This window comes from Pseudomonas sp. NPDC089752 (assembly GCF_044748725.1).
GTDB lineage: Bacteria > Pseudomonadota > Gammaproteobacteria > Pseudomonadales > Pseudomonadaceae > Aquipseudomonas.
In genome coordinates, this window is sequence record NZ_JBIVGP010000001.1 from 26,053 (window position 1) to 41,197 (window position 15,145).

Sequence of the window (15,145 nt, forward strand, 5' to 3'; positions counted from 1 at the left end):
TCATTATAATTTGTAAGATTGCAGGTTGATATTATTCAGACCCTGTCCCCTCCCGTCAGGACGCTCTCAGGTGCCTTCGTGGAACATTATTATCGCGAGCTGGTGAGTTTCCTTGCCGCGCGCCTAGGCAGTCGCCAGGCGGCCGAGGATATAGCCCATGACGCCTATCTGCGGGTGCTCGAACGCACCGATGCGCAGCAGATCGAGCACCCGCGCGCGTTCCTTTACCGCACCGCGCTGAACCTGGTTATCGATCGTCATCGGCGACACAGGTTGCGCCAAGTCGAGCCGCTGGAGGTGCTGGACCTCGATGAGCGCTGGCATAGCCCGGCGCCGGCCCAGAACATGCAGCTCGATCAACGCCTGGCCTTGATGCGCAAGGCGCTGGATGAACTGAGCAAGCCCTGCCGCGACAGCTTCCTGCTGCGCAAGCTCGATGGCCTTTCGCATCAGCAGATTGCCGGGCAGCTGGGCATCTCCCGCAGCCTGGTAGAAAAGCACATCGTCAATGCCATGAAGCACTGCCGATTGCGTATGCGCCAATGGGAATCCTGAAAAACGAGTAAATTGCGGGTGAAAATTCTGTGTGCTGGCAACTTGATTTCCAAGTGTTTCACGACAACTATCTAGATTGACCCCTCCAGGTGTTCGACCCTGGTGGTTGCCTGTTGCTGGCGCAGTTTGGTCAGGGAGCGTGTCCTATTCACCTGACTGCCCAGGTCCGACCATGACCAACAAGACCCTGCGCATCCTGATTGCCGACGAGCACCCTTACCAGCGCTTGCAGCTGGAAAAACTGCTCAATGGCCTGGGCTATTACCGCATCGCACCGGTGGAGAGCTTCGATGAGCTGCAGCGCCTGGTGCATTGCGCACTGCAGCCGTTCAACCTGCTCGTGGGCAATATCGAGCTGGCCAGCCATGCCGGGGTCGACCTGGCGCGCTTTTGCCGGGTCAGCACGCAGATCCAGCATGCCTTGCTCTACCACTCCCGTCATTTGAAGGTGCCTGCAGTGCCGCAGACCGAGCGCCAGGCGGTGAACGTGAGCTTGCCGCAGGTGCCGGACAACGAGGCCCTGGAGGCCTTCATGGCGATCATCGATGCACCGATACTGATCGGTAGACTGCCGATGCCGTCAGGCCTTGGCGGCGGGCCAGCGGCTTATCCCCGCAGGAACTTCGCCCATACCGTGTTCAACCGCTAGCGGGGGCGGTGCGGGGCAAGGCGGCGAGTATTTGCTATCCTCCTGGCCTTTGCCGATTCGCGGAACCCTGCCATGACAGCCATCGATACCGCTCGCCCGCCCAGGTTCAGCCGTGGCGACCACCGGACCCTGGGCCTGGCGGCGCTGGGCGGCGCGCTGGAAATCTACGATTTCATCATCTTCGTGTTCTTTGCCCTGACCCTCAGCCAGTTGTTCTTTCCACCCGAAATGCCCGAGTGGCTGCGCCTGCTGCAGAGCTTCGGCATCTTCGTCACCGGCTACCTGGCGCGGCCGCTGGGTGGCATCGTCATGGCGCACTTCGCCGATCATCTGGGACGCAAGCGGGTATTCAGCCTGAGCATCCTGATGATGGCTCTGCCATGCCTGCTGATCGGCGTGATGCCGACCTATGCCGACATCGGCTACGCGGCGCCGCTGATTCTGCTGGCGTTGCGCATTCTGCAGGGCGCCGCAGTCGGCGGTGAGGTGCCGAGCGCCTGGACGTTCGTTGCCGAGCACGCACCGCAAGGGCGGCGCGGTTATGCCTTGGGCTTCCTGCAGGCCGGATTGACCTTTGGTTACCTGCTGGGGGCGCTGACGGCAACGCTGTTGGCCCAGGCCTTCACCGCGCAGGAGATTCTCGATTACGCCTGGCGCTACCCGTTCCTGCTCGGTGGCGTGTTTGGTGTGATCGGTGTCTGGCTGCGCCGCTGGCTGAGTGAAACACCGGTATTCCTGGCCTTGCGCGAACGTAAGGAACAGCCGGTGGCGTTCCCGCTGCGGCGGGTGCTGGGCGAACACCGTGGAGCGCTGATCCCGGCCGCGCTGCTGACGTGCGTATTGACCTCGGCGGTGGTGGTGCTGGTGGTGATCACGCCGACGGTGATGCAGCAGCGCTTCGGCATGACGGCGGGGCACACTTTTGCCCTGAGTAGCGTGGGCATCGTCTTCCTCAACCTAGGCTGCGTGCTGGCCGGCCTGCTGGTCGATCGCCTGGGCGCGTGGCGGGCGCTGATGATCTACAGCCTGTTGCTGCCGCTGGGCATTGGCGTGCTTTACGCCAGCCTGGTGGGGCAGTGGGGCGTGACCTGGCTGGCCTATGCGTTGGCCGGGCTTTCATGCGGTGTGGTAGGGGTGGTGCCGTCGGTAATGGTCGGGTTGTTCCCGGCCGAGATTCGCGTATCGGGGATTTCCTTTACCTACAATGTCGCCTATGCCCTGTGGGCCAGCACCACGCCACTGGCGTTGATCGCGCTGATGCCGTGGAGCCCGTGGGTGTGCGTTGGCTTTTGTCTGATCATGGGCACGGTCGGCGTGTGCACGGCGATGTATTTCGGGCGCCGTGATCAAACGCCAGTGCTGCAGTGCCCGACGTCCTGATCCGACGATCGCCACACGGGCTTCATGCAGCCGCAAGAGACGTGGCTGACAGCCGGCCACTGATGGTTTGGGTAGCTTGCCAGGGTCCGAATCATCGGACCCTGTACCCACGCCAGAGGAGGCAAACGGCATGTATGGTTTTACCGTGCACTGGCAGGCACGCGAACTACTTCCACAGATACCGGCGAATATGGTGTTCGCCGGTGTTTCCAGAAAAATGAGAGAAACGGCGCAGGTGCTGACCCCAATGATCAGTTGGGGGAAGAACCGGGCCTACGTGTTCGATGACCGCATACAGCACCAGCATGCATGGCTGGTGGTTTATGGTGAGGGCGGGCAGGTCACCGGAGGCCATCTGCTGGCAGATTTTCGACACGTCCATGACATCCAGGAATCCCCCACCGGCGTAGCTTTGGATCTGTATGACGCCAAGGGTCGCCGGGTCGAAATCCATCACCTGCTACTGCAATCATTGGATGGAAAGCTGCGTCGGGGCGATGAGCTCGAAGGCTTGCCCGTGGGTATCCCCTTTTGCTTGAGCACTGGGCACGATGTTCTGACAGTGGACAGAGCTGGCGTTCGCGTTGCCGCGGCGTCCGATGCGCTGGCGGCGACCTGGTTGTTCAAGGATGGCCGCCTGACCAATCTTGAAACGCGTCAAGCACTGGGCATGGGCATCCGGCCATTGCCAGAGCCCCAGGAAGCGGACCATTGGCATCTGTCGCCGGCGGGTGAGCTGAGTTATGACGACGGTGCCCGCGGGCTGCTTGCCGACCCTTACTCGGGGGACGTTCGACTGCAGGCCCGAAGCGAGGTGGCGGCTGCCACGAGATGGCAGGTGAAGTGGCCGGGGCAGTTCGCACGCGGCAAGACCTCCGGCTTGCTGGTCAGCAAACTGGAGATTCATGTGCAGGTGGCCGATGAGTACAGGGCAGGCACCAGCGACAGGATCAGCTTCTCGATCAATGGCAGCCTGAGGCATCAGTACCTGGCCGACAACTTCGAATACAACGCTGCGTTGCAGGCCACCGTCGATTTGCCGTTGATGTTCCCGGGGCGGGCCGTGTTCGCCGATGACCTGGACAGCATCGAACTGTACCAGGAAAGTGTGGGTGGCTATGGCCCGGCTTGGCGCATGCGTTCCATGGACCTGGTGGTCAATGACCACATGATCAATCGTGTACTGGGGTCGGATAGCCCCTGGTTGCTACCGGCCAAGGGGGCGAATTGGACCGGCAAGGTGAATTGGCTCGACTGGCGGCAGGAGTATGGCACTACGCCGCTGGATTATGCGGGCTATACCTATCCGGTGAAGTGGACGCCTACGATTGGCGACTGGTTGGCCTGGCGTTCTTACGATCCTGCGACCATCGAGGGTGTATGCCAGCTGATCGGCGTGTCTGACGGTCAGGTGCTGGCCTACGATCTGAAAGGCGGGCACCCGCTGTACCTCAAGCCCAATACGGACAATGACGCCTATACCTGGGTTTACACCCCCCAGGGCAGCATCATCGTCAAACACTGGGACAAAGCTGCCTCGCGTGACCACTATATCCGCCACAGCCAGTTGGGCGCGGGGAAGCCGGTGGCGTGCGCTGGCGAGTTCACTATCCGGCGCATCACCACCCACCTGGTTGTACGGGATTTACTGGGCATGATCAACGACGCGTCAGGACACTATCAACCCGATGGCGGGGCATGCCTGGGGCATGTGCTCGAACGCTTGACCCAGCTGGGGTTCGATACCTCCGAGAGCCAAGTCCATACCCGCAATGGGCCATTCGAACCTGCCTCATCGAACAATGAGAAGCCGGCGGCCTGAGCGGTCTTCAACTGCGCGCAAAAAAGCCCCCAGGCTTACGCGCTGGGGGCTTTGGCAAAAGGGCGAAGGTTACATGTTCGGGTAGTTCGGCCCGCCTGCGCCTTCAGGGGTAACCCAGGTGATGTTCTGGGCCGGGTCCTTGATGTCGCAGGTCTTGCAGTGCACGCAGTTCTGCGCGTTGATCTGGAAGCGTTTGTTGCCGTCTTCCTGGGTGACCACTTCGTACACACCGGCAGGGCAGTAGCGTTGCGCCGGCTCGTCGTACAGCGGCAGGTTGCTGGCGATCGGAATGTTCGGGTCAGTCAGCTTCAGGTGGCAGGGTTGTTCCTCTTCATGGTTGGTGCTGGAGAGGAATACCGAGCTGAGCTTGTCGAAGCTGAGCTTGCCGTCCGGTTTCGGGTAGTCGATCTTTTTCGAGTCGGCCGCGAGCTTGAGGCAGGCGTAGTCCGGCTTGGTGTCGTGCAGGGTGAAGGGCAGCTTGCCGCCGAACCAGTTCTGGTCGACGTAGTTGAATGCTCCACCAAGCAGTGGGCCGAACTTGTGCAGCGCCGGGCCGAAGTTGCGGCTGGCGAACAGTTCTTCATGCAGCCAGCTGGCCTTGAACGCCTCGACGTAGGTATTGAGTGCGTCGCCGCCTTCGCTGCCGGCGATCAGTGCGTCGGCCACGGCTTCGGCGGCAAGCATGCCGGACTTCATCGCCGTATGGCTGCCCTTGATCTTGGAGAAGTTCAAGGTACCCAGGTCGCAACCGATCAGCGCGCCGCCATTGAACACCATCTTCGGCAGCGAATTCAGGCCGCCCTTGCAGATGGCGCGGGCGCCGTAGCTGATGCGCTTGCCGCCTTCGAGGTACTGCTTCATCACCGGGTGGTGCTTGAGGCGCTGGAATTCGTCGAACGGCGACAGGTACGGGTTGGCGTAGGACAGGTCGACGATCAGGCCGACCACCACCTGGTTGTTTTCCAGGTGATAGAGGAACGAGCCACCGGTATTGTCGGAACTGACCACGTCCAGCGGCCAGCCGGCGGTGTGCACCACCAAGCCTTGCTCGTGCTTGGACGGGTCGATTTCCCAGATTTCCTTGAGGCCGATGCCGTAGTGCTGGACGTCGGACTCGCTGTCGAGGTTGAAGCGCTTGATCAACTGCTTGCCGATATGGCCGCGGCAACCTTCGGCGAACAGCGTGTACTTGGCGCGCAGTTCCATGCCCGGGGTGTACAGGCCCTCTTTCGGATTGCCTTCACGGTCGACACCCAGGTCACCGGTGACGATGCCGCGCACCACGCCGTTGTCGTCGAACAGCGCTTCCTGGGCGGCGAAGCCTGGGTAGATCTCCACACCGAGGTTCTCGGCCTGCTGGGCCAGCCAGCGGCACAGGTTGCCCAGCGAGATGATGTAGTTGCCATGGTTGTGCATGGTCTTGGGCACGAACAGGTCAGGGACCTTGGTCGAGCTGCCAGCATCCTTGAGCACGTAGATGTCGTCGCGCTTCACTTCGGTGTTCAGTGGCGCGCCGAGTTCTTTCCAGTCGGGGAACAGCTCGTTCAGGGCGCGCGGTTCGAACACCGCACCGGAGAGGATGTGGGCGCCGACTTCGGAGCCTTTCTCGACCACGCAGACGCTGATCTCGCTACCGGCTTCGGCGGCCTTCTGCTTCAGGCGGCAGGCGGCTGACAGGCCCGCCGGGCCAGCGCCGACGATGACCACGTCGAATTCCATGTATTCGCGTTCCACTGGTTCTCTCCTACTCATCAAGGCTGTGCTGTTGCTAGGTCTTATGGGTGTGGGGTGATCATGCGCACCGCGCTTCACGGGAGCGGAGCTGTAGCAGCGCAGAGGATGGACTACACCGTTTTGTCTTGGCCGCGCATTATATCTACACCACTTGGCGGGTCCAATACAAACGTTTGTTTGAATTTGCCGCAGGCCAGTAAAATCACAGGAACGCGGCTGGAGGGTGACCGATTTGCCGTATTGACCGGATGGGGTGATGCGGTCAAGATACGAGCGGTTTTACGTTCGCCGTAGGCTTGCAGCCGGGCGCAGGTACACCTCTAAAAACCAGGTGTGGAGCAGGGTTTTGCGGCTTTTGGCCGGTTTGTAGTGGAGTTTACACGCCACGACAGAAAATGACCCGTGAGTAATTGCCGCAACGGTCGCGACAGGACTGTTCGGTCACGCTGAAGTTTACGCCTCCCAGTACGTTTTTAGAGGTGCCCTTGTACCCACGCGCATCGCCGGGCTCAGCCCCAGGCGACTATCTATTCACCGGAGAGTAACGAGGAATCCATGAAGGTTCTTGTAGCTGTCAAACGAGTGGTCGACTACAACGTCAAGGTTCGCGTCAAGGCGGACAACTCCGGCGTCGACCTTGCAAACGTCAAGATGTCCATGAACCCCTTCTGCGAAATCGCTGTGGAAGAGGCCGTACGCCTGAAAGAAAAGGGCGTGGCGAGCGAGATCGTGGTCGTTTCCGTTGGCCCGACCACTGCCCAGGAGCAGCTGCGTACCGCGCTGGCTCTGGGTGCCGATCGTGCCATCCTGGTCGAAGCCGCCGATGAGCTTAACTCCCTGGCCGTGGCCAAGGCGCTCAAGGCCGTTGTCGATAAAGAGCAGCCGCAGCTGGTAATCCTCGGCAAGCAGGCCATCGACAGTGACAACAACCAGACCGGCCAGATGCTGGCCGCGCTGACCGGCTACGCCCAGGGCACCTTCGCCTCCAAGGTCGAAGTCGCTGGCGACAAGCTGAACGTCACCCGTGAAATCGATGGCGGCCTGCAGACCGTTGCTCTGAACCTGCCGGCCATCGTCACCACCGACCTGCGCCTGAACGAGCCGCGCTACGCGTCGCTGCCGAACATCATGAAGGCCAAGAAGAAGCCGCTGGAGACCGTTACTCCAGACGCGCTGGGCGTATCGCTCGCCTCCACCAACAAAACCCTGAAAGTCGAAGCGCCTGCTGCTCGCAGCGCTGGCATCAAGGTCAAATCGGTGGCCGAACTGGTCGAGAAGCTGAAGAACGAAGCGAAGGTAATCTAAATGACTATCCTGGTTGTCGCTGAATACGAAAACGGTGCCGTAGCCCCGGCTACCCTGAACACTGTCGCCGCTGCCGCCAAGATTGGTGGTGATGTGCACGTGCTGGTCGCAGGCCAGAACGTCGGTGGCGTTGCCGAATCCGCCGCCAAGATCGCTGGCGTGGCCAAGGTGCTGGTTGCCGATAACGCCGCCTACGCCCACGTTCTGCCAGAGAACGTCGCGCCGCTGATCGTCGAGCTGGCCAAGGGCTACAGCCACGTGCTGGCCCCGGCCACCACCAACGGCAAGAATATCCTGCCGCGCGTTGCCGCGCTGCTGGACGTCGACCAGATCTCCGAGATCATCTCGGTCGAATCCGCCGATACCTTCAAGCGCCCGATCTACGCCGGTAACGCCATTGCCACCGTGCAATCGAGCGCTGCGGTCAAGGTCATCACCGTGCGTACCACCGGCTTCGACGCTGTCGCTGCCGAAGGTGGCTCGGCTGCCGTCGAAGCGGTGGGCGCTGCGCACAACGCCGGTATCTCCGCCTTCGTCGGTGAAGAGCTGGCCAAGTCCGACCGCCCGGAACTGACCGCTGCCAAGATCGTCGTTTCCGGCGGCCGTGGCATGGGCAATGGTGACAACTTCAAGCACCTGTACAGCCTGGCCGACAAGCTCGGCGCCGCCGTCGGTGCCTCGCGCGCCGCGGTCGACGCAGGCTTCGTGCCCAACGACATGCAGGTCGGCCAGACCGGCAAGATCGTTGCGCCGCAGCTGTACATCGCCGTCGGTATCTCCGGCGCGATCCAGCACCTGGCCGGCATGAAAGACTCCAAGGTGATCGTTGCGATCAACAAGGATGAAGAGGCGCCGATCTTCCAGGTAGCCGACTACGGCCTGGTCGCAGACCTGTTCGAAGCGGTTCCGGAGCTGGAAAAGCTGGTCTGATCCGGCTGCTTCACTTATAAAGAAGCCCGGCCCTTGTCATGAGGGCCGGGCTTTTTTTATGCGGGCAAGGAGTGAGGGATGGCGTTTCGCAAATCAGGCAAGGTGTTGGCATGCACGCTGGCGCTGTTGTCGCCGCTGGCAATGGCGGCAGGCAAGTGTGAGCGCCTGGTGGCGACCGGCAGCCCGGATGCGCCGCCTTATTCCTGGCAGGACCCGAAAGATCCGAAACACCTGATCGGCGCCAACGTTGATTTGTTGCGCCAGGTGGCCGGCGAATTGGGCGTCAAGGTGGAAGTGCTGAATGCTGGCCGGCGCGATCAGGCGTTGGAAGAGGTGCGCAGCGGGCGCATGGACCTGCTGCTCGATACGCCAATGCAGGTAGAGCAATTGACCGCGCTGGACTACATTCACCCGCCCTTGCAGCTCAACGAATATCTCGTCTGGACCCGACATGACGGCCAAGTGGAGTTCGAGGGCCCGGCCGACCTGGCCAATTACCGAGGCAGCCTCTCGGAGCGCGCCCGGTTGACCCCAGCCTTCAGCGCCTTTGCCAAAACCCAGCTGAAGCTGGAGCCAGCGCAGAACCTCACCCAGGCGTTCCAGAAACTGGTGCTGGGCCAGGTCGATTACGTCCTGGCTGGGCGTTACTCAGGCATGGCCATGACCCAGAGCCTGGGCATGAGCAACGACCTGATCGCGCGTGGCCTGCCGGTTGACCGTCCGGGCCTGTACCTGGCCGTTTCGCACAACTCGGCGTGCAATGACAGCTGGTTACGTGGGCAACTGGCAAAAAAGCTGACAGAATTGCCGATCTCCGGTGCGTCCGAAGCCGTGCTGCAACGTAACGTCGAGCGCTGGAAGGTGCAGATGCATGTGCAGGCGGACGCCCCCAAACAGTAGGAAGAGTGCGTGAGAACCCAATCACTGATCCTTGCCGTGGCCATGCTCGGCCTGGCCGGCTGCGCCAATGATCCGGCGCCCAATGAACAGATGCGTCTTTCCGAACAGGCGCTGGAGCAGGCCAAGGCGGTCGGGGCCACCGACCAGGTCGAAGAGCTGAAGCTGGCCGAAGACAAGCTTGCTCGGGCCAAGAGCAACATGCTTACCGAAGATTACCGCGACGCACGCATGCGCGCCGAGCAGGCCGAGCTGGATGCGCGACTGGCCGAAGCGCGGGTCCTGAACCAGAAGAGCGACGAGCAGCTGAGTGCATTGCAATCGCGGGTCAAGCGCTTGCGCAAGCAGCTGGAGGTGCAGCCATGATGCGTTTCAAATCGATGGCCGCACTGACCCTGCTGGCCCTGGCGGCCGGCCTGCAGGGTTGCGCCAGTCAGCGCAGCGAGGCGGCGCTGGACGATGCGACGACCGCCTTCCAGAAGGTCAAGGATGATTCCGACGTGCTGCGCAGCGCGCCGCGCGATGTGATCCGTGCCGGTGAATCGCTGGCCCGGGCCGAGCGCTTGTCCAGTTACGTTGGCACTGGCAGCGACGTGCGCCACTACGCTTATCTGAGCCAGCGCTACAGTGAAATCGCCAGTGAACACGCCAAATTGGCGTTGAACCAGGAGCGCATCGCCAAGCTCGACCTCGAACGCCAGCGCCTGCAGTTGGCCTTGCGTGAAGCCAAGCTGGCCAGCGTGCAGCAGCAGGGCAAGTGGGTCGAAACGCAGATCGCTGCGCTGGCCTCGGAGCAGGCTGACCGTGGCCTGGTCATGACCCTGGGCGATGTGCTGTTCGACACGGGCCGTGCGGACCTCAAGAATTCGGCCAGCCGCACTGTGCTCAAGCTGGTGCAGTTCCTCCAGCTCAATCCGCGTCGCATCGTGCGGATCGAAGGCTACGCCGACAATACCGGCGCGCCGGAGGATAACCTCAAGCTGTCGCGTGATCGGGCGCAAGCGGTAGCCGACATGCTGGTTGACCTGGGTGTCAACGAGAAGCGCCTGCAGGTTGAGGGTTATGGCGACCAGTATCCCATTGAAGCCAATGCCTCGGAGCGGGGCAGGGCGCAGAATCGTCGGGTGGAAATCGTCTTTTCCGATGACAAGGGTAAGCTCGCGCCAGCGCGCTGACTGGTGATGAAAAATGGGATCGAAATTCGGTCCCATTTTTTTTACGAAAGGTGAAGGGTTAATCGTTTCGACAGATGCCACGCAACTGTAATGTCGACTATTCTGCAATCTGTCCCAGTACACTTTGCAACTGTTACGGTATGCTCTACCGCCAGTGAGTCGCACAAAAACAACGAGTCGCCCGCCATGACCAACCTGCTGCTGTACCAGCGTATCGCCCAGCAACTGGCCGATGACATCCGTCGCGGTGTCTACCAGCCAGGCGAGCGCGTACCGTCCGTGCGCAAGATGAGCGCCCAGCTCAATGTCAGCCATGCCACGGTGCTGCAGGCTTACGCCAACCTTGAAGACCAGGGGCTGATCCGCGCCCGGCCGCAGTCGGGCTATTACGTGCACCAGACCCCGGCCCTGACCGCGCAAACGCCGGACATAGCCCGGGTCGAGCGCCCCGGCCTGGTCACCCGCGCCAGCATCATTCAACAGGTGCTCACCGAGGCGCGTCGCGATGGCGTATTCCCGTTCGGTGCGGCTGTACCGCATGTCGATTACCTGCCTGTGCGCGCTTTGCATCAGCAGATCGCCAAGGTCACCCGCTTTCACAGCCCGCGCGCGTTCAGCTACATGTTCAGCCCCGGTTTCGAGCCCTTGCGTCGGCAGATCGCGATCCGCATGCGCGATGCCGGTGTGCTGGTGGATCCGCGCGAAGTCATCGTCACCCATGGTTGTGTCGATGCCTTGCAGATGTCGCTGCGTGTGCTGACCCGCCCCGGCGATCTGATCGCCGCCGAATCGCCGACCTACTACGGGCTGCTGCAACTGGCCGACCTGCTCGGGCTGAAGGTGATCGAGATCCCCAGCGACCCGTTCACCGGCATCAGCCTGGAAGCCCTGCAGTTGGCGGCCAACCAGTGGTCGATCAAGGCTCTGGTGTTGACCTCGCGCCTGAGTAATCCGCTGGGCGGCACCATTCCCGAAGAGCGTCAGAAGCAGTTGTTGCGCCTGGCGTCGGACTTCGACATCCAGATCGTCGAGGACGATATCTATGGCGAACTGATGTTCGAGCAAGGCAAGACCAAGGCGCTCAAGGCGTTCGATCGGCTGGATCGGGTGATCTACTGCTCGAGCTTTTCCAAGACCCTGTCCCCCGGCGTGCGGGTCGGCTGGATGGTGGCGGGGCGTTATCAGGACGAGATCCAGCGCCTGCAGACCTTCACCACGCATTCGGCCTGCAGCGTGACGCAGATGGGGGTGGCGGCCTACTTGGAAAATGGCGGCTATGACCGCCACTTGCGCTATATCCGTCAGGAGTACCGCAAGAACCTCAGCGCTTACCAGTTGGCCGTGCAGCAGCACTTCCCGGAGGGCACGCAGATGACTCGGCCCACCGGCGGTTTCATTCTCTGGGTCAGCCTGCCGGGGCGGGTCAATACCCAAGAGCTGCACGTACGTGCACTGGAGCAGGGCATCAGCATCGCACCTGGCTTGATCTTCAGTAACACCGAGCAGTTCAACCACTGCATACGCCTCAACTGCGGCATTCCGTGGAACAAGGAAGCCGAGCGGGCGGTGATGACTTTGGGGTTGTTGGCTCAGCAATTGTGCAGGGAGCCGCAGCCCACACTTTTGTAAGGCTTGCCAGGCGCGAGCGGAACGGAGAGCATACGCACATTTCCAGCCTGGCTGCCGATGTCCATGAAACTGTTGCGTTGCGTTGCCCTGATCGTTTGCTTCATGCCGTTGTGTACGCTTGCTGGCGTAGCCCAGGCTGCGCAGCCAGCGGCGCAAGCGCAGCAGGGCAAGCATGCACCGGTAAAGCCGACGACCAAGCAGCCCGCCAAGCCCAAAGCCAAGCCAGCGCGCAAGCCGGTCAGCAAGGTGGCGTCCAAGCCGCTGCCCAAAGCCAAGCTCGATTTGAGTCTGCCCGAGGAAATGGTCAACGATCTCGAACCTGATGTCGGCAACTCTCCAACGCGTCGCAAACCTTTGCTGCCCGCCATGTTCACGGAGAAGCCGCAGAGCGACGACAGCCCGTTCCAGCTCAACGGCCGGTTGATCAGCAACGAAATGCAGCTGCAGATGCGCAACGACAGCCGTCGCGATGTCGAAGGCGCGGCCATCGACTTCGAGTTTCGGCAGTAGTGCCTGGCAACTGACTGCCAGGTCACGGCCGATTTCATCCGGCCAGCAATTTCAAACGTATGTTTGAGCGGTTACTATCCAGGGACGTTCGTCCCGTTCTGTTTCAGGGAGTCCTGTTGTCATGAATTGCCGTGAGGGCTGCGGTGCCTGCTGCATCGCCCCGTCCATCAGCTCTGCGATGCCGCGCATGCCCGAGGGCAAGCCAGCTGGTGAGCGCTGCCTGCACCTGACCGTTGAAAACCTCTGCGACCTGTTCGGCAAGCCCGAACGGCCAGCGGTGTGTGGTGGTTTCAAGGCAGATATCGAGGTGTGCGGCAATGATCGCGACGAGGCAATCAGGATTCTCGGTTGGTGGGAGCAGATGACGGCGGCGTGACAAGGCTGGATCTTCGACAACAAGGATAAAGATGATGAGATCGTTCAAGCGTATTGCACTGCTGTGTGGCATGGGTGTCCTGCTGGCGCCGGCCGCCTGGGCCGAGAACTGGCAAGTGGCCAAGGACGAGGAGGGGATCAAGGTTTCGCTCAGTGAGGTGCCAGGCTCCAAGTACAAGGCCTACCAGGGCGTGACCTTGATAAAGGCGCCGCTGGCCAAGGTCCAGGCGCTGCAGGAAGATGTGGCGGGGGCGTGCAAGTGGATTCACGAGTGCAAGTCGCAGAAGCTGCTCAAGCATGAGGGCGACCAAAGCTGGACCTACACCCAGTTCAACACACCATGGCCGGTGACACCGCGTGATTCGGTGCTGCATGTCACCACCCTCAAAGGTGCTGATGGCAGCCTGACCCGTAACCTGAAAGAAGAGCCGACCTATATCCCCGAAGAGAAGGGTTTCGTGCGGGTGGCCAAAGTTGAGGGCTTCTGGAAACTGGTGCCCAAGGGTGACGCTACCGAAGTAACTTACCAGGTGCACACCGAGCCGGGTGGCAGTGTGCCGGCGATGGTTGCCAACAAGTTCGTGGTCGATGCGCCGTTCAATACCCTGAAGGGGTTGCGCGAGCGGGCTGAAAAGCCCTGAGGGTCGCGTAGCGAATACAAAAAAAGGCTGCCCGAGGGCAGCCTTTTTTGCGTTCGGCTCGCTGAGCTTACTTGCGGTCGCTCAGTGCGACGATATCGCGCTTTTGCTCGCCGGTGTACAGCTGGCGCGGGCGGCCAATCTTGTACGGGCTGGAGAGCATTTCTTTCCAGTGCGAGATCCAGCCCACGGTACGTGCCAGGGCGAAGATCACGGTGAACATGCTGGTCGGAATGCCGATGGCCTTCAGGATGATGCCCGAATAGAAGTCGACGTTCGGGTACAGCGAGCGCTCGATGAAGTAAGGATCGGTGAGTGCGATCTCTTCCAGGCGCATCGCCAGTTCCAGCTGCGGGTCGTCTTTGATGCCCAGCTCGCGCAGGACTTCGTCGCAGGTCTGCTTCATCACGGTGGCGCGCGGGTCGCGGTTCTTGTACACGCGGTGACCGAAGCCCATCAGCTTGAACGGGTCGTTCTTGTCCTTGGCCTTGGCGATGTACTTGTCGATGTTCGAGACATCGCCAATTTCATCGAGCATGGTCAGCACGGCTTCGTTCGCACCGCCGTGGGCAGGGCCCCAGAGTGCGGCGATACCGGCGGCGATACAGGCGAACGGGTTGGCACCCGAGGAGCCCGCCAGGCGCACGGTGGAGGTGGAGGCGTTTTGCTCGTGGTCGGCGTGGAGGATGAAGATCCGGTCCATTGCCTTGGCCAGCACCGGGCTGATCGGTTTGATCTCGCACGGGGTGTTGAACATCATGTGCAGGAAGTTTTCCGCGTACGACAGGTCGTTGCGCGGGTACATCATCGGCTGGCCCATGGAGTACTTGTAAACCATCGCGGCCAGGGTCGGCATCTTGGCGACCAGGCGCACCGCGGAAATTTCACGGTGTTGCGGGTTATTGATGTCCAGGGAGTCGTGGTAGAACGCCGACAGGGCGCCAACCACACCGCACATCACCGCCATTGGGTGAGCGTCGCGGCGGAAACCGTTGAAGAAGGACTTCAGCTGCTCGTGAACCATGGTGTGGTTCTTTACAGTGCTGACGAACTGGGCCTTCTGCTCGGCATTCGGCAGTTCGCCGTTGAGCAGCAGGTAGCAGGTTTCCAGGTAGTCCGATTGTTCGGCGAGCTGTTCGATCGGGTAGCCGCGGTGCAGCAGCACGCCCTTGTCGCCATCGATGTAGGTGATCTTCGACTCGCACGAGGCGGTCGCCATGAAACCTGGGTCGAAGGTGAAGTGACCAGTGGCCCCCAACCCGCGGACGTCGATTACATCAGGACCAACGGTGCCGGTTAAAATGGGCAGCTCGACGGGGGCAGCGCCCTCGATGACCAACTGCGCTTTTTTGTCAGCCATGTGGCCTCCTATTAATGCTTGAAATCATCAGACAGTCCCCCCACGCAGGGCCCGCACCACTATAGAGAACTAAATTCGAATGTCAATTTGCCTAAAGGCTGGTTGAAAGGGGCCCTGAAGCCTGATTTTTCAAGAACTTCTCGCCCATTTACGCCTTTTGCTCGCTAAAGGCAATGCGCTATTTGG

General features: G+C 61.2%; 16 protein-coding genes. 13 read left to right on the forward strand and 3 right to left on the reverse strand.

Features of this window, described 5'->3' with window-relative positions; genetic code table 11:
* The first annotated feature begins 78 nt into the window (after positions 1 to 78).
* The 3 genes from ACIPZF_RS00060 (at position 79) to ACIPZF_RS00070 (ending at position 2,584) form a co-directional block, all read left to right on the forward strand.
* Positions 79 to 555 carry a sigma-70 family RNA polymerase sigma factor gene (locus ACIPZF_RS00060; protein ID WP_400794074.1) on the forward strand — a complete coding sequence of 159 codons (477 nt, stop codon included), beginning with the start codon at positions 79 to 81 and terminating at the stop codon, positions 553 to 555.
* 172 nt (positions 556 to 727) lie between these two features.
* On the forward strand, positions 728 to 1,204 hold the full coding sequence (locus ACIPZF_RS00065) for a histidine kinase (RefSeq protein ID WP_400794076.1): 477 nt from the start codon (positions 728 to 730) through the stop codon (positions 1,202 to 1,204).
* 72 nt (positions 1,205 to 1,276) lie between these two features.
* Positions 1,277 to 2,584, forward strand: a complete 1,308-nt coding sequence (locus tag ACIPZF_RS00070) for an MFS transporter (protein ID WP_400794078.1) — start codon at positions 1,277 to 1,279, stop codon at positions 2,582 to 2,584.
* 166 nt (positions 2,585 to 2,750) lie between these two features.
* Here the strand turns inward: ACIPZF_RS00070 and ACIPZF_RS00075 are convergent, their stop codons facing one another.
* On the reverse strand, positions 2,751 to 3,038 hold the full coding sequence (locus ACIPZF_RS00075; RefSeq protein WP_400794080.1) for a hypothetical protein: 288 nt from the start codon (positions 3,036 to 3,038) through the stop codon (positions 2,751 to 2,753).
* 108 nt (positions 3,039 to 3,146) lie between these two features.
* Here ACIPZF_RS00075 and ACIPZF_RS00080 point away from each other — a divergent pair, with 108 nt between their 5' ends.
* Positions 3,147 to 4,406, forward strand: coding sequence for a hypothetical protein (locus tag ACIPZF_RS00080; RefSeq protein WP_400794082.1), 1,260 nt, complete (start codon positions 3,147 to 3,149; stop codon positions 4,404 to 4,406).
* A gap of 69 nt (positions 4,407 to 4,475) precedes the next feature.
* On the opposite strand, the gene ACIPZF_RS00085 is transcribed toward ACIPZF_RS00080, so the two are convergent.
* Positions 4,476 to 6,140: an electron transfer flavoprotein-ubiquinone oxidoreductase gene (locus ACIPZF_RS00085; protein WP_400794084.1), complete on the reverse strand. Its 1,665-nt coding sequence runs from the start codon at positions 6,138 to 6,140 to the stop codon at positions 4,476 to 4,478.
* Positions 6,141 to 6,695: 555 nt separating this feature from the next.
* Between ACIPZF_RS00085 and ACIPZF_RS00090 the strand changes: the two genes are divergently transcribed.
* From ACIPZF_RS00090 to ACIPZF_RS00130, 9 genes are all read left to right on the forward strand, one after another.
* Entirely contained in the window at positions 6,696 to 7,445 is a 750-nt protein-coding gene (locus ACIPZF_RS00090) for an electron transfer flavoprotein subunit beta/FixA family protein (protein WP_400794086.1), read from the forward strand.
* A complete protein-coding gene (locus tag ACIPZF_RS00095; RefSeq protein ID WP_110745645.1) occupies positions 7,446 to 8,375 on the forward strand; it encodes an electron transfer flavoprotein subunit alpha/FixB family protein in 930 nt (309 codons plus the stop codon).
* A 78-nt stretch (positions 8,376 to 8,453) separates the two neighbouring features.
* The gene (locus ACIPZF_RS00100) at positions 8,454 to 9,275 is read left to right on the forward strand and encodes a substrate-binding periplasmic protein (protein ID WP_400794088.1); all 822 of its coding nucleotides are present in this window, start codon (positions 8,454 to 8,456) and stop codon (positions 9,273 to 9,275) included.
* A gap of 9 nt (positions 9,276 to 9,284) precedes the next feature.
* Complete coding sequence (locus tag ACIPZF_RS00105) at positions 9,285 to 9,638, forward strand: DUF4398 domain-containing protein (RefSeq protein ID WP_400794090.1); 354 nt, start codon at positions 9,285 to 9,287, stop codon at positions 9,636 to 9,638.
* Complete coding sequence (locus tag ACIPZF_RS00110) at positions 9,635 to 10,447, forward strand: OmpA family protein (protein ID WP_400794092.1); 813 nt, start codon at positions 9,635 to 9,637, stop codon at positions 10,445 to 10,447. Before ACIPZF_RS00105 ends, ACIPZF_RS00110 begins: the two co-directional genes overlap by 4 nt.
* A 186-nt stretch (positions 10,448 to 10,633) precedes the next feature.
* Complete coding sequence (locus tag ACIPZF_RS00115) at positions 10,634 to 12,076, forward strand: PLP-dependent aminotransferase family protein (RefSeq protein WP_400794094.1); 1,443 nt, start codon at positions 10,634 to 10,636, stop codon at positions 12,074 to 12,076.
* Positions 12,077 to 12,139: 63 nt separating this feature from the next.
* Entirely contained in the window at positions 12,140 to 12,586 is a 447-nt protein-coding gene (locus ACIPZF_RS00120; RefSeq protein ID WP_400794096.1) for a hypothetical protein, read from the forward strand.
* Positions 12,587 to 12,707: 121 nt separating this feature from the next.
* On the forward strand, positions 12,708 to 12,962 hold the full coding sequence (locus ACIPZF_RS00125) for a YkgJ family cysteine cluster protein (RefSeq protein ID WP_400794098.1): 255 nt from the start codon (positions 12,708 to 12,710) through the stop codon (positions 12,960 to 12,962).
* A gap of 34 nt (positions 12,963 to 12,996) precedes the next feature.
* A complete protein-coding gene (locus ACIPZF_RS00130; RefSeq protein WP_400794100.1) occupies positions 12,997 to 13,602 on the forward strand; it encodes an START domain-containing protein in 606 nt (201 codons plus the stop codon).
* A 67-nt stretch (positions 13,603 to 13,669) separates the two neighbouring features.
* Here ACIPZF_RS00130 and gltA read toward each other — a convergent pair whose 3' ends face one another.
* Positions 13,670 to 14,959 (reverse strand): citrate synthase, encoded by a 1,290-nt coding sequence (gene gltA / locus ACIPZF_RS00135; protein ID WP_400794101.1) that lies wholly within the window; start codon positions 14,957 to 14,959, stop codon positions 13,670 to 13,672.
* Positions 14,960 to 15,145 lie beyond the last annotated feature (186 nt).

What these genes read in the sequence shown, in the direction of transcription:
- ACIPZF_RS00100 (WP_400794088.1), top strand. Translation starts at nt 8,454, where the DNA reads ATGGCGTTTCGCAAATCAGGCAAGGTGTTGGCATGCACGCTGGCGCTG.
- ACIPZF_RS00070 (WP_400794078.1), top strand. Translation starts at nt 1,277, where the DNA reads ATGACAGCCATCGATACCGCTCGCCCGCCCAGGTTCAGCCGTGGCGAC.
- ACIPZF_RS00095 (WP_110745645.1), top strand. Translation starts at nt 7,446, where the DNA reads ATGACTATCCTGGTTGTCGCTGAATACGAAAACGGTGCCGTAGCCCCG.
- ACIPZF_RS00130 (WP_400794100.1), top strand. Translation starts at nt 12,997, where the DNA reads ATGAGATCGTTCAAGCGTATTGCACTGCTGTGTGGCATGGGTGTCCTG.
- ACIPZF_RS00110 (WP_400794092.1), top strand. Translation starts at nt 9,635, where the DNA reads ATGATGCGTTTCAAATCGATGGCCGCACTGACCCTGCTGGCCCTGGCG.
- ACIPZF_RS00115 (WP_400794094.1), top strand. Translation starts at nt 10,634, where the DNA reads ATGACCAACCTGCTGCTGTACCAGCGTATCGCCCAGCAACTGGCCGAT.
- ACIPZF_RS00125 (WP_400794098.1), top strand. Translation starts at nt 12,708, where the DNA reads ATGAATTGCCGTGAGGGCTGCGGTGCCTGCTGCATCGCCCCGTCCATC.
- ACIPZF_RS00090 (WP_400794086.1), top strand. Translation starts at nt 6,696, where the DNA reads ATGAAGGTTCTTGTAGCTGTCAAACGAGTGGTCGACTACAACGTCAAG.
- ACIPZF_RS00120 (WP_400794096.1), top strand. Translation starts at nt 12,140, where the DNA reads ATGAAACTGTTGCGTTGCGTTGCCCTGATCGTTTGCTTCATGCCGTTG.
- gltA (WP_400794101.1), bottom strand. Translation starts at nt 14,959, where the DNA reads ATGGCTGACAAAAAAGCGCAGTTGGTCATCGAGGGCGCTGCCCCCGTC.
- ACIPZF_RS00075 (WP_400794080.1), bottom strand. Translation starts at nt 3,038, where the DNA reads ATGGATTTCGACCCGGCGACCCTTGGCGTCATACAGATCCAAAGCTAC.
- ACIPZF_RS00065 (WP_400794076.1), top strand. Translation starts at nt 728, where the DNA reads ATGACCAACAAGACCCTGCGCATCCTGATTGCCGACGAGCACCCTTAC.